At 69.7% G+C, this 21,136-nt stretch carries 18 protein-coding genes; 3 read left to right on the forward strand and 15 right to left on the reverse strand.

Features of this window, described 5'->3' with window-relative positions:
* Positions 1–79 precede the first annotated feature (79 nt).
* The 10 genes from TBIS_RS08970 to TBIS_RS09000 all read right to left on the reverse strand — a co-directional run bounded on the left by TBIS_RS08970 (position 80) and on the right by TBIS_RS09000 (position 11,723).
* The gene (locus tag TBIS_RS08970) at positions 80–592 is read right to left on the reverse strand and encodes an FxsA family protein (protein WP_013132051.1); all 513 of its coding nucleotides are present in this window, start codon (positions 590–592) and stop codon (positions 80–82) included.
* Between the two features lie 93 nt (positions 593–685).
* Complete coding sequence (locus TBIS_RS08975) at positions 686–1,432, reverse strand: polyprenol monophosphomannose synthase (protein WP_013132052.1); 747 nt, start codon at positions 1,430–1,432, stop codon at positions 686–688.
* Complete coding sequence (lnt, locus tag TBIS_RS08980; protein ID WP_013132053.1) at positions 1,432–2,985, reverse strand: apolipoprotein N-acyltransferase; 1,554 nt, start codon at positions 2,983–2,985, stop codon at positions 1,432–1,434. Before lnt ends, TBIS_RS08975 begins: the two co-directional genes overlap by 1 nt.
* 889 nt (positions 2,986–3,874) lie before the next feature.
* A complete protein-coding gene (locus TBIS_RS18625; protein ID WP_204251910.1) occupies positions 3,875–4,393 on the reverse strand; it encodes a hypothetical protein in 519 nt (172 codons plus the stop codon).
* A gap of 279 nt (positions 4,394–4,672) precedes the next feature.
* Positions 4,673–5,149, reverse strand: coding sequence for a hypothetical protein (locus TBIS_RS18630; RefSeq protein WP_242384331.1), 477 nt, complete (start codon positions 5,147–5,149; stop codon positions 4,673–4,675).
* Between the two features lie 116 nt (positions 5,150–5,265).
* The gene (locus tag TBIS_RS18635; RefSeq protein WP_013132056.1) at positions 5,266–5,769 is read right to left on the reverse strand and encodes a hypothetical protein; all 504 of its coding nucleotides are present in this window, start codon (positions 5,767–5,769) and stop codon (positions 5,266–5,268) included.
* Entirely contained in the window at positions 5,770–7,524 is a 1,755-nt protein-coding gene (locus TBIS_RS08985; protein ID WP_242384332.1) for an alpha/beta hydrolase, read from the reverse strand. It abuts the gene before it with no gap.
* Between the two features lie 902 nt (positions 7,525–8,426).
* Positions 8,427–8,909 carry an Lrp/AsnC family transcriptional regulator gene (locus TBIS_RS08990; protein WP_050760480.1) on the reverse strand — a complete coding sequence of 161 codons (483 nt, stop codon included), beginning with the start codon at positions 8,907–8,909 and terminating at the stop codon, positions 8,427–8,429.
* Positions 8,910–9,127: 218 nt separating this feature from the next.
* Complete coding sequence (locus TBIS_RS08995) at positions 9,128–10,273, reverse strand: acyl-CoA dehydrogenase family protein (RefSeq protein WP_013132059.1); 1,146 nt, start codon at positions 10,271–10,273, stop codon at positions 9,128–9,130.
* 322 nt (positions 10,274–10,595) lie between these two features.
* Positions 10,596–11,723 (reverse strand): M24 family metallopeptidase, encoded by a 1,128-nt coding sequence (locus TBIS_RS09000; protein ID WP_013132060.1) that lies wholly within the window; start codon positions 11,721–11,723, stop codon positions 10,596–10,598.
* 370 nt (positions 11,724–12,093) lie between these two features.
* Between TBIS_RS09000 and TBIS_RS19055 the strand changes: the two genes are divergently transcribed.
* The 3 genes from TBIS_RS19055 (at position 12,094) to TBIS_RS09015 (ending at position 15,594) form a co-directional block, all read left to right on the forward strand.
* Complete coding sequence (locus TBIS_RS19055) at positions 12,094–12,462, forward strand: hypothetical protein (protein ID WP_148231490.1); 369 nt, start codon at positions 12,094–12,096, stop codon at positions 12,460–12,462.
* A 1,268-nt stretch (positions 12,463–13,730) separates the two neighbouring features.
* Positions 13,731–14,660, forward strand: coding sequence for a PP2C family protein-serine/threonine phosphatase (locus tag TBIS_RS09010; RefSeq protein WP_013132063.1), 930 nt, complete (start codon positions 13,731–13,733; stop codon positions 14,658–14,660).
* A 34-nt stretch (positions 14,661–14,694) separates the two neighbouring features.
* On the forward strand, positions 14,695–15,594 hold the full coding sequence (locus TBIS_RS09015; protein WP_041432120.1) for a 5'-3' exonuclease: 900 nt from the start codon (positions 14,695–14,697) through the stop codon (positions 15,592–15,594).
* 46 nt (positions 15,595–15,640) lie between these two features.
* On the opposite strand, the gene TBIS_RS09020 is transcribed toward TBIS_RS09015, so the two are convergent.
* The 5 genes from TBIS_RS09020 to TBIS_RS09040 form a co-directional block, all read right to left on the reverse strand.
* Positions 15,641–18,355, reverse strand: coding sequence for a DEAD/DEAH box helicase (locus TBIS_RS09020; RefSeq protein WP_013132065.1), 2,715 nt, complete (start codon positions 18,353–18,355; stop codon positions 15,641–15,643).
* Positions 18,356–18,545: 190 nt separating this feature from the next.
* Positions 18,546–19,451, reverse strand: a complete 906-nt coding sequence (locus TBIS_RS09025; RefSeq protein ID WP_013132066.1) for a YegS/Rv2252/BmrU family lipid kinase — start codon at positions 19,449–19,451, stop codon at positions 18,546–18,548.
* A 33-nt stretch (positions 19,452–19,484) separates the two neighbouring features.
* Positions 19,485–20,336 carry a twin-arginine translocase subunit TatC gene (tatC, locus tag TBIS_RS09030; RefSeq protein WP_013132067.1) on the reverse strand — a complete coding sequence of 284 codons (852 nt, stop codon included), beginning with the start codon at positions 20,334–20,336 and terminating at the stop codon, positions 19,485–19,487.
* 44 nt (positions 20,337–20,380) lie between these two features.
* Positions 20,381–20,698, reverse strand: coding sequence for a twin-arginine translocase TatA/TatE family subunit (tatA, locus tag TBIS_RS09035; RefSeq protein WP_013132068.1), 318 nt, complete (start codon positions 20,696–20,698; stop codon positions 20,381–20,383).
* Positions 20,699–20,762: 64 nt separating this feature from the next.
* A complete protein-coding gene (locus TBIS_RS09040) occupies positions 20,763–20,951 on the reverse strand; it encodes a hypothetical protein (RefSeq protein ID WP_013132069.1) in 189 nt (62 codons plus the stop codon).
* Between the last annotated feature and the right edge of the window lie 185 nt (positions 20,952–21,136).

Below are 21,136 nucleotides of genomic sequence, written 5' to 3' on the forward strand. Positions count from 1 at the left end.
GCGGGCGTCCGCGTACCCGGCGACGGGAACGCCGCCACCGGCACGACCCGCGGCGTGCGATACCGGCCGGAACCCCGCGTCAGCGGTCCGGGGATCCGGGGTCGTCCTCGATCACCGTGCCCGGCACGACCCTGCGCGGCCGCCCACCGGGCCACGCGGGGTCACCGGCCGCGGGCCCGGCGCCCGGGAAGATCGGGCCGCCGAGCGGCGGGCCGTACGCCCGGCGCGCCAGCCGCCGGGTGAAGAACCAGGTCAGCCACTGCCGCGCGATCGGCCGGGTCACGGGCAGGATCATGAAGTACCCGACGATGTCGGTGAGCAGGCCCGGGGCGAGCAGCAGGGTGCCGCCGGCGACGATCAGCGCGCCGTCGGCCAGCTCACGGTCTGGCATGCGCCCGGATCGGATGGCGTTCTGCAGGGCCGTCCACGCCCGCCTTCCCTCGCGGCGTACCAGCCAGGCGCCGAGGACGCTGCCGGCGATCAGCAGGCCGATGGTCGGCCATCCGCCGATCACCTGGCCGAGCCGGATGAGGAACCAGATCTCCAGTACCGGGACGACGAGGAAGGCGAGCAACAGCCAGACGCGCAGCATGTCGGATCTCAATCACGGGAGGGCGGACCGGACCACCGGGCCCAAGCCGGGCCCGTTATGGACAACGTACCCGCCGCCGTTCCCGGTTCCGGGCTAACGCCGCTTGCCGCGCAGCCGGGCGGGGAGACCGCGCACGCCCCACGCGGTCACCCGCCACAGGGCCTCCATCACGATGTCCCGGCTCATCTTGCTCGAGCCGATGGTGCGGTCGACGAACGTGATGGGGACCTCGGTCACCCGGAGGCCGCTCCGCACGGTGCGGAGCGTGAGGTCCACCTGGAAGCAGTAGCCCTGGGACTGGACGTCGTCCAGGCCGATCTTCTCCAGCGTCGCCGCCCGGTACGCCCGGAAGCCGGCCGTCGAGTCGCGCACCGGGAGGCCGAGCATGAATCGCACGTAGGTGTTGGCGCCGCGGGAGAGCAGCTCGCGCGAGAGCGGCCAGTTCACCACCTTGCCGCCCGGCACCCACCGGGAGCCGATCGCGAGGTCGGCGCCGTTCGCCACCGCGTCGAGCAGCTTGGGCAGCTCCTCCGGCCGGTGGGATCCGTCGGCGTCCATCTCCACGAGGACGTCGAAGCCCTCGGCGAGGCCCCAGCGGAAGCCCGCGATGTACGCGGCGCCGAGCCCTTGCTTGCCCGGGCGGTGGAGCACGTGGATGTGGTCGTCCTGGGCGGCGAGCTCGTCCGCGATCTCACCCGTGCCGTCCGGGCTGTTGTCATCGGCGACGAGCAGGTGGGCCTCGGGTACCGCCGCACGCAGCCGACGAGCGATCATCGGTAGGTTGTCGCGCTCGTTGTACGTCGGAACGATCACGAGCACCCGCCCGAGACTCCGTTCCATCAGTTCTTCCTCCGTGCCCTGTAGCCCGCCGACGCCGTGGCACCGGCTCCCATCAGTATCAGAACCCACTCGGGCAGCGCACCCACCCTCGTGGCCAGCGTCGTCGCCGTACGCACCGGGACCTGCACGACGTTCACCGCGGAGACGAGCTCTCCGGTCCGCCACAGCACCCGCCCGTCGGGGTGCACGTACGCGGAGATCCCCGTGGTCGCGGCCGTGACCACGGCCCGGTTGTGCTCGACGGCCCGCAGCTGGGACATGGCCAGCTGCTGCGGCGGCAGCACGGTGAGCGCGTAGGTGGCGTTGTTGGTCTGCACCACCAACGGGCTACCGCCGGCGTTCACCGTGTCGCGGACCACGCCGTCGAACGCTACCTCGTAGCATTCCACCGTCCCCACCGTCACCGGGCCCATTGGCAGTGCGCCGGGCGTGTCGCCGGCGATCGACTGCCTCCCGACGAGCCGGGCACGGGACGAGATCGCGAGCATCAGGTCCTGCAGCGGCGTGTACTCGCCGAAGGGGACCAGTTTCCGCTTGTCGTAATAGGCCCCGGGTCCGGTGACCGGATCCCATACCAGCCCGCGGGTCGCCCGGTGCTCGGTCCCGATGTTCACCACGGCGCCGACGAGGATCGGCACGCCGACGTCCTTCGCCGCCTCGTCGATCAGCCGCCGGGCGAACTCGTTGCGGTAGGGGTCGATGTCGGTGGAGTTCTCCGGCCAGACCACCAGGTCCGGGCGCGGCAGCCTGCCGGCGCGCACCTCCTGCGCCAGCCGGTGCGTGGCATCGGCGTGGTTGCGCAGCACGACGGCCGGCTCGTCGCCGAGGAAGTTCATCCCCCGGCCGGGCACGTTTCCCTGAACGACACCGATCCGCACGGTCCTGCCTTCGTCGACGGGCCGGGGCACCAGTAGACCCATCACCGGTACGGCTATCGCGGCGGCGAGCGTTCCGGCAATGGCCCCATCCCATCGTCGCCGGGTTGCCAGCCGGATGACCAGAGCAGATAGCAGGGTTCCGGTCAAAGCAACCATGAAAGTTACAAACGGCGCACCGGCCAGGGCCGCGAACTGGGTGTAGGGGGATTCGCCCTGGCTGAACGCGAGGCGCACCCACGGGAAGCCGCCGAACGGGATCCGGCCGCGCAGCCACTCCTGCACGACCCACAGGCAGGCCACCCACACCGGCCAGCGGCGCAGCCGCGTCACCAGCGCCACGGCGATCGACTGAGCCAGCCAGAACAGGCCCTCCACGGCCGCGACGACGAACCAGACGTCGTTCCCGATCGGGCGCAGCCAGGAGAGCGCCGGGATGAGAAAGGCGAGGGCCCCGCCGTACCCGATCCAGGCCGCCCGGCGCGGCCGGGCGCCGTACAGCGCGACGGTGAGCAGGGCGACGCCGATGGGGGCGCAGAACCACCACCCGGTGGGCGGGAAGGCGAAGAACAGCAGCAGGCCGCCGGCCGCGGAGACGGCGACACGGCCCAGTGCGCCGGGGATCCGCTTCGCAACGGCCACCGGAGCGGGCGGCGCGGCCGTCGCATTCACTGCCACGGGACTGATCTCTCCTTGTGAGTCTGCCGGTGCCGGCACACCCGGACCGCCGCGCGCGGGCGGGCCACGGGGGTGCCGGGCGGATGCCACTCTACGGCCGGTACGGCTCTCGCCCACGCCGGCCTGCGCGGACGGCTCCGCGGCCGTGGGGGGCGTGCCCGTGCGGGAGCTCACCCGGATGCGGTGGCATCCGTCTCAGGAGCCGTGAGAAGGGGGGCCCGGACGGCCCTTCGGACCGGATCCGTCCCGCGGGCGGCGAGCTCGGGGCTCCGTTGTCTACTGGGTATCCGGACCCCTCCCGGGTCCAACCCCCGCCGGTTGGGCACCCCGTTCCGGCGGACCACCGGGCTGCGCCTGGCAGTGCGCACGGAGTCACTCTCCGTCACGGACGCAGGCCCCGGCGACGCCAGGAAACGGCCAACCGGTCAGTCCCGTGCTGGACTGCGCAGCAAACTACCGAGCTCAGCTCAGATGTCAACCATGCCCCGATCACGAGAAATACCAAGTTCCTGCAGCTCCTACAGGCTTCGCGAGCCGCCACAGGGGTGCCCGTCCCGGCGAAACCGAAAAATCATGCGATCAATCGTTATGAGCATGCGATCAGGGCGCGGCGCTTTGGCCGGTGAACCACCGGCAGCGCTCCAGAGGCCTCCCGAGCCAAGTGAAGACATGGGCAGGGTCAGCACGACCTAGAGGCGGCCTCTCCCCCTGGCCATGTGATCTTGCCGTTGTGTGCCGGCTCTGCGCGCATGTGAACTGATCATGATCAAGCGTGCTGAGCCGCCAGGCGCGCACCCGGCCGCAGCCGGCGACCGACCCAGCACCGTTCCAGGCCATCATGCGAGCGCGGTGACATGCCTCTTGGCCAGGAGTCCGGCTCTCTTGATCCTCAATGTGCGACACGAACGTCGAGTTCGGAGGACGGGGAAGGCTCAGGTGTCCCATGAGGCCAAATACAAGGGGACGTCGCCCCGATGCCAAGGACGTCGCCGGCCGTCCAGGACAGAGAGAGGATGAAACCATCAGGCCGGGAACGCGCGGCGATATTCATTCCGTCTTTGGAAATCCCTTCGATGACGTGTCCCTGTTGTTGCCAATGACGTCTCACCTTTTGGGAAATTTCAAGCAGTTTCGTCTTATCCCTGGGGATACCACGCAGCCAATAGGCTCGGCTGATGTATATGCGGCCGTCCCAGTCATCCCCGACGAACCCGATACAGCGGTAAGGGGTCAGGGTGGTTGGGTCGACGTCAAGCCGCGGCCTCGGCTCGATGATGGCGACCGTATCGTTGATCAGCTCCTCCACACGGGCGAGCGCCTCGTCTTTTGTCATGGTCGGCTCCACACGTCCTCCCGTGCAGCCTGCGGTCATGACCGTTAAAGCGATCACGGCGATAATGCGAAGCATTCATCCCCCGGCTGGTTGCTATTGGCTCTGGCGCTAGGTCGTCTTAGCTGATTCTCATTCCCCAGCAAAGGCCGCGCCGATGGTGCAGTTTCTCGGTATATGTGAGGGGTGCAGTGACGGCACCGGAGATAACCCCCGCGACAGGTCCGCAGTGTGGCGCTGAAGCGCCATGAAAAGTTGTGTCCTTGCGCTACCAGTGTGAAATGCCGAGTGGCAGCCACACACTGGATGTGCCGTACCCGGCAGACCAAGCGGGTGATGGATATATGTAGAGGTTATCTAGGGGTTGGAGGAAGGGTTGGGCTCAGGAGTTCCGTTGGGCCAGATGCAAGGGGAGGAAACCTCGATGCCGAGGACGTCACCGGCCGTCCTGGATAGCGCGAGGACGAAGTCACCGGGCATGGAACGCGCTGCGATGTTTATGCCGTCTTTCGATGTTCCTTCGATCCGATAGCCACGCTGCTCCCAATGAAGCCTTACCCGCCTAGCGATATCCGCGAGTTTATCTTTGTCTCTAGGGATACCGCGCAGCCAATAGGCTCGGCTGATGTATATGCGGCCGTCCCAGTCATCCCCGACGAACCCGATACAGCGGTAAGGGGTCAGGGTGGTTGGGTCGACGTCAAGCCGCGGCCTCGGCTCGATGACGGCAACCGTGTCGTTGATCAGCTCTTCTACACGGGCGAGCGCCTCGTCTTTTGTCATGGTCGGCTCGATTTGTCCTGCAGTGCAGCTAGTGGTCACTGCGACAAGCATGGCGATCAGGATGATTGAGCACACCAGGGCTGCCAGGGAAGATGAGCTGGTCTGCGAAGTCGCGCGGGTGAAGCTTGGCGGCCAGCCCAGTGAGCGTTGATCCGCTCGCCCCATGGTCACGGTTCGCCCGGATCAGGCGACCGGCTCGGCTCCGGCGTCCCGTTCGGCCAGATGCAATGAGAGGTCGCCCCGATCATGAGAACGTCACCAGCCGTCCACGACAGGGAAAGAATGAAGTCATCGGGCCTGGAACGCGCGGCGATATTCAGTCCATTCTTGGACACTCCTTCGATAACGTGGCCCTGCTGTTCCCAGTACACCCTCACTTGCTGCGCGACTTCCGCGATTTTGTCTTTGGGAATGCCACGCAAATAGTATGCACGAGCGATGTAGATACGGTCATCGAGACCTTGGCCGGGAGGCCGTATACAGGGATAGAGCTTCAAAGTAGTTGGATCGACATCAAGCCGAGGCTTCGGGTCAATATTGGCGACCGTGTCATTGATCAGCTCTTCTACACGGGCGAGCGCCTCGTCTTTGGTAATGGTCGGCTCCATATGCCCTCGCATGCAGCCTGCAGTCATAACCATTAAAGCGATCACGACGACACTGCGAAGCATTCATCCCCCGGCTGGTTGCTGCAAGAGTATAGGAAAAGGATTCATAGTCGGATCGAGTTGAGGAAATGGGATCAGCTGATCATACTGGCCGTTGACTAGAAAAGCTAGATTCCGTATAGATGGCGATCCGCGATCCCAGTAGCTGGAATGAGCCTTGAGGGAGTAAGGAAGAATGCTGGCCGGTCGCACGTAAAAGTTCTTAGCACCGAATTTCGTGCTGCTGGGGTCAGCACCGTACACCCCGAGGTCTGCTACCGGGTCATCCGGCGCCTCCCCGACCCACACCGACTTCACTCCCAATTCACTGACATGCCGGGCACCCACACCAGGGCTGCCAAGGAAGATGAGCTGGTCGGCGAAATCATGCGGGCGGAGCTTGGCGGCCAGCCCGGTGAGCGTTGAACCGTAGCTGTGCCCGATTACCGTCAGCCGGGCGTCCGTGGCGGGCTGGTGAGCGGCGCGCAGGCCGTCGATGAAACTCGCCAGCGCGGGCGCACCCTTCTCGGCCGCGCCAAGGTTGGCCGGGCTGCGATCACTGCTGAAGATCGATCCCCATTGCGGCGCCTCATATCCGAGCCAAGCAATAGAAGCGATCTGAGCATCTGGAGCAGACGCCCACGCATGCTCCCACAACACCGCTGCGCGCTCGGCGTCGCCATCGATCCCTTCTAGGGTGGTACCGGTGCCCGGTACGGACACCACGATCGAGGTGGCCCGGTCGGGGTTACCGAAGGAGATGGCGGCCTTCCCCGGGCCGGAAGGGTCGAACAGCAGCAACAGGGCCGGTGGGCGGCCGTCTCGCCCGCCGAGGGCCAGGGCGCGTTCCACGGCGGTGATCTGGCGCAACCGCCCTTCCAGTTCTTTGACCCGGGCTTCCGCCGCCTGGGCGCTTTGGCGCAGCCGGGCCAGCTCGGCGGTGACGGCCTGTTTCTCCTGGGCCAGATAGGCGCGATTTGCCTGATCGCGCACCATGGCGGGAAGACCGTCCAACCGGCCGAGGAGATGCGGGGCGCCGGTGAGCAACCGCTGCCGTTCGGCGGCGCCGAGGGACTGCCACCAGGCGTTCACCCGGGCCGCCAGCTGACGATCCGCGCCCGTTCGCTGCAGCTCCACCAACCGCTGCAGCGCCACCACATCCCCGGTAGCGGCGGCATCCAGCAGCGCGCCCACCCCGTGCCGGTCGGGGGCATATCCGCCGAACAGCCCGAACCCGGTCATCACCGGGGTGGTCAACCCACCGGGGCAGTCCCGCTGGATCAGCTCCAACCGCCGGCGCAGGCCGGGCACCTGCTCGTGCGCCCACACCCCCACCCCGGAGATCTGATGCCCCGGGGCGGCCGGCAGGCCCGACGCGCGTAGTTCGGCCCCGACCCGGGCCCCGGCATGCCGCAGCTCCTGCCCCGCCCGCTCCAACCCCGCAATCAACCGCTGCATCGCCGGGATGTCCATCCCCGCAAACCCCGACGGCGCAGGGGATACCACCGCGGCCGGAGTGGCGAACGTGGGGACCGCCGGGCGGCGCCCGCCCTGGCGGTGGATCTGCTCGGCGATCTGAGCGGCCGCCTCCTGGAAGGCGGCCTGCACCCGGGCCCGCCGCACCCGCAGCTCCTCGGCGAAAACCGGTGCCCCGCCGCCCACCCACGCCTTGGCGATCAGGCACCGGTACGGGGAATCCAGCACCCCCGCGTACTCCCGGCCCAGCCGTACCACCCGGGTGAAAGCCAGCTCCAATTCGGTTGCCGTATCCGCCGCCACGGGCCAGCAGATTCTCACACCACGCCAACCACCGGCAATCACAACTCAAGAAAACGAATAAGAACACCGATTGCTACGCAACAGACGTCCTGCAACGACCCCCTACGCGGTTTACACGGAAAGCGCTCAATTCCGTACCATGAAGTGGAGATTGCGAAAATCTCACGGAAGGGAAGCGCCCGGACGAGGACGCGAGAGCCGCTGGGTGGAGTGAGCAGGTCGCATGGTACGTGCGCATGCCGGTGCCCGAACCTCAGGACTCGGCTCTACCAGCACCTTCGTGCATGACGACGACGCCGAGCACCGAGTGGGAAGCCGGCTGCACCGACAGAAGGGGAAAGGCGTCCGGCGTCCGGATATCTCAGTGAAGGCGTGCACGGCCCTGACCGGGTCCGCAACGCACATGCGGCGAAACGCCGCACCCATAGCCTCACCGGCGCCAGGCTCCACGGGCCGGCACACAATACGGACAATCAGCGAAGGACACCGGCTACGCGCCCTGACGGGGCACCAGAACCGCTAGGAAAGCCGCTAGCGTACTGGTACACAAATTCAGAAATATCCAACAACTTAGGCCATTAAGACGAGTAGCGGTCCGCGGCAATACCAGCACAATCCAAACCGCCGATGCGCCGTGACGGCACTGTGCGAGATTCACCGGTCAAGCACGGCCGGGCCACCGGAGACCGTGCACCGTCCGCACGTCTTGATCGGGATGAGCATCGCCAACGGGGCACTGCATCGGCGGTCGACACCTCCGGCCGGGGAAGCCGGCGCTATCTCTACCCCGCCGACCGCGGATCGAGCCGGTCGCACGTCCGACGCGGCCGCCACGGGCGGCCTCTCCCTGCATGAGAACAAGGCAGGTTCAGCGCACACGCCAGGAGCGCGGACGGGCTCGCTCAGCCCGCCGCGTCGTCGCCCTCGGCCGGCGGTTCATCGATCGGGATGGCCGGTGGACGGTGCTCGTAGGGGGTGCTGAGCACCACGATGGTGCGCGTGCTCACATTGGCGGCCGCCCGGATCTGCTGGAGCAGCTCCTCCAGGGCGAGCGGGGAGGGCACGCGCACCTTGAGGATGTAGCTCTCGTCCCCCGCCACGCTGTGGCAGGCCTCGATCTGGGCGAGGTGCCGCAGCCGTTCCGGTGCGTCGTCGGGGGCGGCCGGGTCGATCGGCTTGATCGAGATGAAGGCGGTGAGCGGGAGACCGATCGCGTCGTAGTCGATCAGCGCGGTGTACCCGCGGATGACGCCGCGTTTCTCCAGCCGCCGCACCCGCTGGTGCACCGCGGAGACGGACAGCCCGGTTCGCTTGGCCAGATCGGTGAAGCTCATCCGCCCGTCCGCCGCGAGCAGCGCCACGATCCGGCGATCGATCTCTTCCATCCCTGAAAAGGTAGCGGTGCCGCGGCCCTCGCGCCGAGAGGGGGTCACGGCCTCCTTCCCCCGCATTCCATCCGCCTCGCCAACCACGTCCGCGATTGCCTCCCCCGGCGCGCACCGGAAGCAGCGATCAACCAACAAAGATCAGGATATGGGCGACATGAGTGGTGTGCCGGGAAAACGATGATCTTCCCGGCCACCACTCCCAGTCATGTCACCGGTCAGCTCCTCGCGATCGCACGCCCGATGACGAGGCGCTGGATCTGGTTCGTGCCCTCGACGATCTGGAGGACCTTGGCCTCCCGCATGTACCGCTCGACCGGGAAGTCCTCCACGTAACCGTACCCGCCGAACACCTGCACCGCGTCGGTGGTGACCTTCATGCACATGTCGGTGGCGAAGAGCTTCGCCATCGCCGCCTGCGTGCCGTACGGCCGGCCGGCGTCCCGGAGCCGGGCCGCCTCCAGGTAGAGCGCCCGGGCCGCGGAGATCTGGGTCGCCATGTCGGCGAGCATGAACGAGATCCCCTGGAAGTCGGCGATGCGGGAGCCGAACTGCCGCCGCTCCTTGGCGTAGCGGGACGCGGCCTCGAAGGCCGCCTGGGCCACCCCGACCGCGCAGGCCGCGATGCCGAGCCGGCCGCCGTCCAGGGCCGCCATAGCGATCTTGAATCCCTCACCCTCGGCGCCCAGGAGGGCCTCCCGCCGCAGCCGCACCCCGTCGAACCGCACCTGGGCGGTCGGCGAGGAGCGCATGCCCATCTTGCGCTCGGGAGCGCCGAAGGAGAGCCCGTCCACGCCCGCCGGCACATGGAAGCAGGAGATGCCGCGCGCGCCCTCGTCCGAGGTGCGGGCCATCAGCGTGTAGAAGTCGGCCACCCCGCCGTGGGTGATCCACGCCTTCACGCCGTCGATCACGTAGCCGTCCTCGTCCGCGGCCGCGCGGGTGCGCAGCGCAGCGGCGTCGGAGCCGGAGTGCGGCTCGGAGAGGCAGTACGCGCCGAGCCACTCGCCGCCGAGCATCTTCGGCAGCAGCTCCTTGCGCTGCTCCTCGGTCCCGTACGCCGCCACGGGGAAGCAGGCGAGCGTGTGGACCGAGACCCCGAGGCCGACCGCGAGCCACGCCTTGGCGAGCTCCTCGACCACCCGCAGGTACACCTCGTACGGCTGGCCGCCCCCGCCGTACTCCTCGGGGTACGGCAGGCCGAGCAGCCCGGACGAGCCGAGCAGGAAGAACAGATCACGGGGGAAGCGCCCGGCCGACTCGTCGGCGGCGGCGCGCGGCGCGATCTCCTTGATGGCGAGATCACGGACGAGCCCGAGCAGGTCGCGTGCCTCAGGCGTGGGCAGAACCGGGTCAATGGTCATCGAAACGGATCTCCTCGACCATCCGAATTTCGGGCGGGGTTACCGACCCGTTTCGATTGTTACATCTCCCCGAATTCGCCCTTAATGCGGCATATGGTGATTCGCTAGGCCAGGTCAGCGCGGCGTCACGCCGGGAGGAGCGTGTCGCAGAGATCTGCGGCTGAGGCCGGAACGGCCCGATAACGGACGCCCTGGCCGGCCGGCGCGCCCGCGGCACGCGGCGCGCCCGGCCGGCGGAACAGGGTGCCGCCCCCGCCATACCCGTCCGGGAGTCCGGTCCGGCGGCGGCGCGCCCGGCCGGCGATCCGGCGCGTGGCCCGGGTCAGACCACGACGAGCTCGCGCGTGGTGTGGTTCAGCCGCTCACCGGCCGTCTCGCCGCAGATCACGATGTCCTCGATCCGGGCGCCGTGCCGCCCCGGCAGGTAGATCCCGGGCTCCACCGAGAACGCGAAGCCGGGCTGCATCGGCTCGGTGTTCCCGGAGACGATGTACGGCTCCTCGTGCGTCTCGAGCCCGATGCCGTGGCCGGTGCGGTGGATGAAGTACTCGCCGTACCCCGCCTCGGCGATCACCTCGCGGGCGGCCGCGTCCACCGACTCACAGGTCACGCCGGGCCGTACGTGGGCGACCGCCGCCTCCTGGGCGCGCTTGAGCACCCCGTAGTAGGCGAGGAAGTCCGCCGGGGGTTCGCCCACGCAGTACATCCGGGTGGAGTCGGAGCAGTACCCGCTCGGCATGGTGCCGCCGATGTCGATCACCACGGGCTCGCCGGGCTGGATCACCCGGTCGGACAGCTCATGGTGCGGGCTCGCGCCGTTCGGGCCGGAGCCGACGATCACGAAGTCCACCCGGGCGTGGCCGGACGCGATGATGGCGTCGGCGATGTCCCGGCCGACCTCGCGCTCGGTCCGCCCCGGCTTGAGCAGCTGCGGGATGAGCTCGTGCACGGAGTCGATCGCCGCGGCGGCCTCGGCCAGCGCGGCCTTCTCCGCGGGCGACTTGTGCATGCGCAGCTCGCGCAGCACGGACCCGGCGAGCACCTGCTCGGTGCCGGGCATCGCGGCGCGGAACCGCAGCGACTGCAGCGCCCACATGCGGTCGGCGACGCCGACCCGCTCGACCTGGCCCAGCCGGCGCGCGACCAGCGCGTACGGGTCCTCGGTCTCCTCCCAGGCGACGAACTCGATGCCCAGGCGGGCGGCGGGCGACTGCTCGGCCGCCGGCAGCTCCAAGCGCGGCACCACCAGGAACGGCTCCCCCGCGGCCGGCACCACCAGGCAGGTGAGCCGTTCGAGCTGGAGCGCGTCGTAGCCGGTGACGTAGCGGAGATCGGGGCCGGGGGTGAGCAGCAGGGCGCCGAGCCCGGCGTTCGCCGTGGCCTCCCGGACCGCCGCGAGCCGGCTCACCGGATACAGGTCTGAGAGTCGAGCAGAAGAGGTCGCTGTCACGGGACCCAATCTAGTGCCACCCCGCCGGGCCGCCGGACGGCGGCGATGCCAGGGAGCCGACCGCGCCGCAATTCCTAATACGGCCGGTACGTTTGCCCGATGCGGCCAGCCCTTTTCCCGATACGACCGAATAGGAACCAATGTCTTCCGCACCGGATAGCAAGAAATCCTATTCCGTTGAGGTCGAATTCCAATAAGCTTCCGGTTAGGCGCATCCCCGAGAGAAGGGAATCCCGTGATCACGATGTCCTCGCTCAGACGCCCGGTCACCGCCATGGCCCTGGCCTTAGGGCTTGCCGTGCCAGGACTCCTCGTCCAGCCCACTTCTACCGCTTGGGCCGCTCCCGCAAAGAAAGTCCGCTTGCGGGCAGTGAGCAAGATCGTTTTCGATGACACACGGAATGGAGTGGTCAAAACCACCCGAAAAGTCTGGGTTCCCAACGGTGGACAGCTCGGGGTCTATGGCCGCAACACCCGTTCGAAAAGTCTCATAAGCGCTTTCTACCTACGCTTTCGGGTGTACCGAGACGACGGTAAGGACGTAACCAATCAATTCTGGCGGCCGTCAATGACCACCCGCGACTACTTCCTTCGCGAAGGCGAGAAGGTGAACAAGCGCGTCGTCAACCGGAGCGGCAAGGGGCATTACTACTACATTCGAGCCGAATGCCAGCTGAGAGTAGGACACCCCTACCTTCACCGCTGCCATGGGGTATTCGCAGTGAGCAGCTGGTATTGATAGCTACCCGACGTTCTGGGTCACAGGATTCCCCTGGTCGCCGAAGAGCCGGATCGGTGCCGACCACGACCAGGGGTCGCCGGCCATACTCCACCGAATGAAGAAAAGGTCCTCGAGCGGTGGAGTCACCGTTACCGCAATTTTGAAGCGATCGCAGCACCTACCGTGAAGGCCCGGAGCACTATGCCTGCATCCGGGCCTGTCTTATACACGCCCGGTCACCTGGTACGAATCCTTGTCGCATTCTGGTGGACGCCCAGGTCGATGCAGCAGCCCTGCCTTCCCCTGGGCGGTACCGGATCTCGGCATGAACCGGGAGTCCGGTGAATCCCAGACCGACCAGTGGCCGGCCGCACCATCACCCCGGACGTGCTTCTGGCCCCACCTGGCGCCTACGGTGGCATGCACGCAGAACCCACCCGACCTGGCGCGGCCCTGCTCATGGCCCACGTGTGCCGAGATCGCCCAAGCCGACTTCCCCGGTTGGTGACCGCCCCGCTGGGCGGCACGGCGACCGGTTAGCCGACCACACCACCGCGCGCCGCGCCCGGGCATCGCCGAGCTACGCATGCTCCTGCTGACGACGGAGGAGAAACGTGATGAGCGCACCACACCCCTCGGAGCCCGGGGCCACGACGATGCGCCGCGAACCCCCCACCCGGCCGCGGCCGTGGACGTCACCGGCACGCAGCCGGCCAGATCACCGTCACGGCCTGCTCGCCCTCCGTTCAGATCGTTGACCCGTGAATCCCCCGCGGCGTCGCGCACACCCCGCAGGTCACCGACGGCGGCACAGGCCATCGCGGCGACATCGACGGCTGGAGAAACGGAGACCTCTTCGCCCGGACGATGCGCCCTGCCGGCTGAGCTACCGGACGCGGCCACGGTGCGCCCCACCTGGTCGCTCAGCGGGTGCGCCCCACCTGGTCGCTCCGAGAGAGTCGGGCAGAGGCACTCGCTGTCACGGCACCGGCTCTGGGGTGCCACCCCGCCAGGCCGCCGTCCGGCCGCTGTGCCGGCGAGCCGGCCCGCCGCCCCGCGCACGCCGGCCCGGCAAAACAAAGTTTTTCCACCGGATAGAAGAAATTCAAACCCGAGGTGGCCGAATCCTGATACGCTCCGCGGTGAGACGGTCACGATTGGTCGATCGCCGTCCTCTTCCACCCCCCGACTGTGCCGAGAGCGAGTTCTCCATGGCCGGCGTACCCGGTGGCCCTCAGCCACCTGTCTCCCCCGTAGACGACCACGGCCGGGAACGGCGGCCCGCCGTGGTCCTCCCGCAGTCCCTGTGCGTGCTGGAGCGGACCGCCGAGCTCTCGCTCGATGCCTTCGGGTCCCTCGACGGCCCAGGCCCGTTCACCGGCGCCCCGGCGCCCGGGCTCGGCCCGCCGTACCCGGGGGACCGGCCGGAGTACGGCGCGGCGTTCGCGGCGGCCCTGGCGGAGGAACGGCGGCTGATCACCGCGCTCCGTGAGGCGATCCTCCCCGGTCCCGGCGCCTCGGTCGACCTGCCGTCGGTGCGGATCGCGGTCCGCTACCTGCCCGCCGGGGAGGCGGCGCTGCTCGGGGGCGACTGGTACGAGCTCACCCCGCTCCCGGACGGGCGGATCTTCCTCGGCGTCGGGGACACCTCCGGCCACGGGGCGGCGGCGGTGGCGCGGATGGCCCAGCTCCGGCCGGCGCTGCTCGGGCTCGCCATGACCGGGGCGTCACCCGAGTCGCTGCTGGGCTGGCTCAACACCCTCGTCCTCACCAGGTTCCCCGAGACCACGGCGACCGTGGTCTGCGGCTACCTGGACGTGGCCAGGCTGCGCTTCACCTGGGCGCAGGCGGGCCACCCCGCCCCGATCCTGGTCCGCCGCGGGGGCGCGCGCCGGATCGGGGCGCCGGAGGGGGTGATCCTCGGCGCCGTGCCGGACCCGCGGTACCGGGTGCGGTGCACCGCGCTCGAGCCGGGTGACCTGCTGCTGATGTTCACCGACGGGCTGGTGGAGCGGCGCACCCGCGACATCGGCGCCGGGATGGGGCTCGCGGTCAAGGCGGCCCGTGCCGTGGCCGGCCAGCCCGACCTCGACGCCGGGCTCGACATGTTGATCGACGCGCTGGGCGGGCCGAACCCCGAGGACGACGCCTGCCTGCTCGCCCTCCAGGTCGTGGACTGCGCCGAGCGGGGTGAACCGGCCCGCTATGCGGCGTGACCCCGGGGCGCCGCAGCAGAATGAACGGGTGCTGATGCTCCTGGACACCCCGTCCCTGTACTTCCGGGCCTTCCACGGGGTCCCCGAGTCGGTGACCGCCCCGGACGGCACGCCGGTCAACGCGGTGCGCGGGCTGATCGACATGATCACCACCCTGGTACGGCGGCGCTCCCCGGCCGGGATCGCCGCGTGCATGGACGCCGACTGGCGCCCGGCGTTCCGGGTGGCCGTGCTCCCCGCGTACAAGGCGCACCGGGTCGCCGCGGACGGCGTCACCGAGCAGGTGCCGGAGGCGCTCACCGCGCAGCTCCCCGTCATCGAGCAGGTCCTGGACGCGGTCGGCATCGCCCGCATCGGCGTGCCCGGCTACGAGGCGGACGACGTGATCGGGACCCTCGCGGCCCGGGCCACCGGCGCCGTGGAGATCGTCACGGGGGATCGCGACCTGTTCCAGCTCGTCGACGACGCCAAGCCCTGCCGCGTCCTCTACACGGCGCGGGGCGTTCGCGCGCTCCAGGTGGTCGACGAGGCGTTCATCACCGCGCGGTACGGCATCCCCGGCCGGTCGTACGCGGACTTCGCGCTGCTCCGCGGCGACCCGAGCGACGGCCTCCCGGGGGTGCCGGGGATCGGTGAGCGGACCGCGGCCGCGCTGATCAGCACGTTCGGCACGCTCTCCGCCCTGCGCGCCGCGCTCGACGAGGGCGAGCCCGGCGCGATCCCCGCGGCCGCGCGCGCCAAGCTGCTCGCCGCCCGCGAGTACCTGGACGCCGCCGAGGTGGTCGTGCGGGTGGCGGCCGACGCGCCCGTCCCTGACACCGATCTCACCCTGCCGCGCGCGCCCCGTGACCCGGAGCTGCTGGTCACCCTGTCCGAGCGGTACGGCCTCGACGGCCCGCTGGGGCGGCTGCTCGACGCGCTCGGCGCCGGCTGAGCCGGTACGGCCGGCCCGCCCGGGACGGGCCGGCTCAGCACGCCGATCAGCCCACCGAGGCGTAGGCGACGACGCCGCGGCGCATGGCGTCCATCGCCTTGATCGCGTTCTGGCGCACGGTCCCGCCCTCGGGCGCCACCTCCTTGAGCTGGTCGAGCAGGTCGAGGATCTGCTTCACCCAGCGGACGAAGTCGCCCGCGGCGAGGTCGGTCTCGGTGAGCACGTCCTCCAGGCCGCACCCCTTCGCCCACCGGTACGCCGCCCAGACGAAGCCCAGGTCGGGCTCCCTGGTGAACGACAGCCCGTGCTCCTGCTCGATCTCCTCGAGCTCACCCCACAGCCGGGTCATCTCGGCGAGCGCGTCCCGGACCGGGCCGGCGGGGAGCCTCGGGCGGCGGCCGTCGTCCGGCTGCCGTGACTCGTACACCAGCGAGGAGACGCACGCGGCGAGCTCGGCCGGGTCGAGCCGCTCCCAGATCCCGGCCCGCAGGCACTCGGCGGTGAGCAGGTCGAGCTCGGTGTAGAGCTTGGCGAGCCGCCACCCCTCGGAGGTGACCGTCTCGCCCTCCAGGTAGCCGAGCCGCTCCAGCACGCCGCAGACCCGGTCGAAGGTCCGCGCGATGACGTGGGAGCGCCCCTCGATGCGGCGGCGCAGGGCCTCGGTCTCCCGGAGCAGCTTGTAATACCGTTCGGCCCACCGGGCGTGGTCCTCGCGCTCGGAGCAGCCGTGGCACGGGTGACGGCGCAGCTCCCGGCGGAGCCGGGTGATCTCCTCGTCCTCGGCCGCGTGGTCCCGCACCCGGGGCGGCTTGCCGAGGTCCCGGCCGCCGATCTTGGCGCGCAGGCTGGAGACGAGGTCGGCCCGGTCCTTCGCCGATCGGGCGTTGAAGTTCTTCGGGATCCGCACCCGCTCCACCGGCTCGACCGGCACGGCGAAGTCGGTCGGGGTCAGCCGCTTCACCTGCTTGTTGATGGTGAGGACGAGCGGGTTCGGCCCGCCCCCGCGGCCGTTGAACCCCGGATCGAGCACGACCGCCACCCCGGCCCGGCGCCCGCCGGGGACCCGGATCACGTCCCCGGGGCGCAGCGCCTCCAGGGAGCGGAGGGTCTGGGCGCGGCGGGCCATCCCCCGCTGCCGGGCCAGCTCGGCCTCCCGCTCCGACAGGCGCCGGCGGAACTCCGCGTACTCCTGGAAGTCCCCGAGGTGGCAGGTCATCGCCTGCCGGTACCCCTCGAGGGCCTCCTCGGCCTTGCGCAGCTGCCGGGCGAGGCCGACCACCGCCCGGTCGGCCTGGAACTGGGCGAAGGAGTCCTCCAGGAGGAGCCGGGCGCGCTCCCGGCCGACCTGCCCGACGAGGTTGACCGCCATGTTGTACGACGGCTGGAAGCTGGACCGCAGCGGGTAGGTGCGGGTGCCGGCCAGCCGGGCGACGCCGATCGGGTCCATGCCCGGCTGCCAGATCACCACGGCGTGGCCCTCGACGTCGATGCCCCGCCGGCCCGCCCGGCCGATGAGCTGGGTGTACTCCCCCGGGGTGAGGTCGGCGTGGGTCTCGCCGTTCCACTTGTCGAGCTTCTCGATCACGACCGAGCGGGCCGGCATGTTGATCCCGAGCGCGAGCGTCTCGGTCGCGAAGACCGCCTTCACCAGGCCCTTGGTGAACAGCTCCTCGACGATCTCCTTGAACGTGGGCAGCATGCCCGCGTGGTGGGCCGCGATGCCCCGTTCGAGGCACTCCCGCCACTCCAGGTAGCCGAGGACGGCGAGGTCCTCCTCGGGCAGGAACGCGGTGCGCTCGTCGGCGATCCGCCGGATCTCCTCCCGCTCTTCGTCGGTGGTGAGGCGGATGCCCGCGTACCGGCACTGCATCACGGCCGCGTCGCAGCCCGCCCGGGAGAAGATGAACGTGATCGCGGGCAGGAGGCCCGCGGCGTCGAGCCTCTCGATCACCTCGGGCCGGCTCGGCGGCCGGAGCCGCCCCGGCCGGGCGTACCCGCGCTTGCCGCGGAGCTGGGCGCGCCGCGCCTCGTCCCGGGAGATCCGCAGCAGCGCGGGGTTGACCCGCTGGACGCCGTCGCGGCCGGTGACGAACAGGTCGTACAGGCGGTTGCCGACCAGCATGTGCTGCCAGAGCGGCACGGGGCGGTGCTCGTCGACGATCACCGTGGTGTCGCCCCGCACCTCGCCGAGCCACTCGCCGAACTCCTCGGCGTTGCTCACCGTGGCGGAGAGCGCGACCAGCCGGACCGACTCCGGCAGGTGGATGATCACCTCTTCCCAGACCGCGCCGCGGAACCGGTCCGCCAGGTAGTGGACCTCGTCCATGACCACGTACGCGAGGCCGGAGAGGGTGCTCGACCCGGCGTACAGCATGTTGCGGAGGACCTCGGTGGTCATGACCACCACGGGGGCCTCGCCGTTGATGCTGTTGTCCCCGGTGAGCAGGCCGACCTTGGCCGCGCCGTACCTGCGGACGAGGTCGTTGTACTTCTGGTTGGAGAGCGCCTTGATCGGCGTGGTGTAGAAGCACTTGCGGCCCTGCCGCAGGGCGAGGTGGACGGCGAACTCCCCGACCACCGTCTTGCCCGATCCCGTCGGCGCGGCGACCAGAACGCCGTCCCCCGCCTCCAAGGCCCGGCACGCGTCGAGCTGGAACTCGTCGAACTCGAAGTCGTACAGGCCCCGGAACGACATGAGGGCGGGCCCCAACTCGGCCTGCTGCTGACGGAAGGCGGCATAGCGTTCCGCAGGCGTGCTCATGGCCCCCACCCTACCGACAACCGGTCACCCCGGCGGTCGCGGCGATCACCCGGCCGCGGGGCCGGCGCGGCCCGTACGGCCCGGCACCGCCCGTCCGACCGGCGGGGATTCGTGGTCGGTGAGGGTTGGGTGGTGGAGGTGTGTTGTTGTGTTTGTGACTGTGTGGATTCGGTGATACCGGCCGACGCCTTTACAACGTAGATTCCTTCGGGACGATCACGCGGATCGCGGCCGGCTCCACCGCGCAGACCGCGGGAAGCGGACCCATGCGCTCCCCGTCGGCGTAGGCGACCACGTCGGGCGCCTCCACGGTGACCCGCGCGGCGCGCCGGATGGTGACCGCCGGGTGATCGACGTGGCTCCCCCGGTACACCCGGGGGAACGCCCGGAGGAACTCCGCCTTCGACACCGCGCCGAGGATGAGCAGGTCAAGCCGGCCGTCATCGGGCCGGGCGGCCGGGCAGACGCGCATGCCCGCCCCGTAGGACCGGGTGTTGGCGACCGCGACGAGCATCGCCTCCCGCTCGATCACCTCGCCGTCGTCGATGGTGATCCGGAACGGGATCGGGGTGAACGCGCGCAGCTCCTGCACCATGGCGACCAGGTACCGCGCCATGCCCTGCGGCCGGGTCATCCGGTTGGCCCGTTCGTTGACCCGGGAGTCGAACCCGCAGGCCACCACGCTGGCGAACCACTCCTCGCCGCCGGCCGTGCGGATCCGGCCCGCGTCGAACGCGCGGACCTCACCCCCGGTCACGACGTCGGCGGCGGCCAGCGGGGACCGGCGCGGGATGCCGAGCGCGTCGGCGATGTCGTTGCCGGTGCCCACGGGGATGATGCCGAGCGGCACACCGGTGCCGGCGACCGCCTGCACCGCGAGATGGACCATGCCGTCCCCGCCGAAGGCGACCAGCGCCCCGGGGCGCCGGGCGACGGCCTCGCGGGCGCGGGCCAGGGCGTCCGCGGCGGACTCTCCCGTGATCACGGATACCGGCCGACCGGTCTGCCGCAGGCGGTCGAGGACCGGGGAGAGGAGCCGTACGGCACGGCCGGCGCGGGCGGCGGGGTTGACCAGGAGGACGAGTTCATCGGGCACACCCGGAACCTAGCCGGGGTATGCCCCGCTCGGCTAGGGCTGCGCCTGCTCCCGGGTCTGGACCGGACCGTCGAGCTCCTCCTCCAGCGCGCGGGCGCGTTCGGCCTCCTCCCGGTCCCGCTTCTTGTCGCGGAAGTACATGATCACCTCGGCGAGGTAGAACAGCCCGACCATCGGCAACGCCAGGGCGAGCATGGTGAACGGGTCCTGGCTGGGGGTGGCCACGGCGGCGAACACGAACAGGAGGAAGATCACCATCCGCTGGTGCTTGGCCACGGTCCGGAACCGCAGCACGCCGATGATGTTGAGGAACACCATCAGCAGCGGCATCAGGAACGAGATCCCGAAGACCAGCAGCATCAGCAGGACGAACCCGAGATACGCGTTGACGTCGATCAGCGGGATCGCGTTCTCCGGGACCAGCGACAGCAGCAGCGACAGGCCGCGGTCCATGGTGAAGTACGCCAGCGTGGCGCCCGCGCCGAACAGCGGGATGGCCAGGCCGAGGAAGGTGAGCGTGTAGCGCCGCTCGTTCTCGTAGAGGCCGGGGGTGACGAACGCCCAGATCTGGTAGAGCCAGACGGGCGAGCTCACCACCAGCCCGAAGATCGCCGCGACCTTGAGGTTGACGATGAACCCGTCGAGGATCCCGTGGACGACCAGGCTGCAGGCGTTCCCATCGGTGATCTTGTACGCCTGGGGAAGCCGGCAGTACGGGCCGGTGATGAAGGACCAGACCGGGTCGAAGAAGACGAAGCCCACCGCCGTGGCGACGACCATCGCCGCGATGCTCTTGATGAGGCGGCTGCGCAGCTCACGGATGTGCTCCATGAGCGTCATCCGGCCGTCGTCGGGCTGGGTCCTCGACCGTTTCAGCAGCGCCATTCGGAGATCCTGATCGGGGAAGGGGGCGGCAGGCCCCGGACGGGTCAGCTAGGCCGCTGGTCCTTGTTCGCCTCGGTCGTGCCCGACGCCTCGACCGCGGCCCGGAGGCGCCGGTTCTCCTCCTCGAGCGCGCGCAGCCGCTCCTCGACCGAGGGGGTGGCGCCCGGAGGGAGGGCCTGTGCCTGCTGCTGAGCCTTCGCCGCCGGCTGCTCCTCTTCCTCGTTCAGCTTGGACGTCTCCTTCTTGAACAGGCGGAGGGACTGGCCCAGTGCCCTGGCGGTCTCCGGCAGCTTCTTGGAGCCGAAGAGCAGCACCAGGACGAGGAGGATCAGGAGCAGTTCCGGCACACCGATCTGTGACATGACGATTCCTTAACGACGGGTGAGGTACCTCATCACCGATCGTACGCGTTAACGGCCGTGGTATTCACCCGCGCCCCACCCGGTCCGGATGGGCGCCGCCGGCCCGGCCGGCCGACCCGCCCTCCAGCCGGAGTCTCGCCCGGTGAAGCTCCCGGCCGAGATCCCGCGCGGCCGCCGCCACCCGCAGGGTGAGCACCGCGAGCACGGCGAGCCCGGCGGTGCCGATGCCGGCGGCCACGAAGATCCATGTCATGCCGCAATGCTAACCGGCCTTGCGGCGCCCCGGCGCGGGCGCACGGATACGGGGAGGACGAGGCTCGAGCGCACGCCGGAGTGGCCTCCCCGGCGCGGGCGCGCACGGACACGGGCGTTCCCGGGCCTTCTCCCGCTCCCGGCGCAGCCTCCCCGGCGCGGGCGCACGGATCACGGGGGATCGGC

Origin of the sequence: Thermobispora bispora DSM 43833, assembly GCF_000092645.1 — a bacterium.
Taxonomy (GTDB): Bacteria; Actinomycetota; Actinomycetes; order Streptosporangiales; family Streptosporangiaceae; genus Thermobispora; species Thermobispora bispora.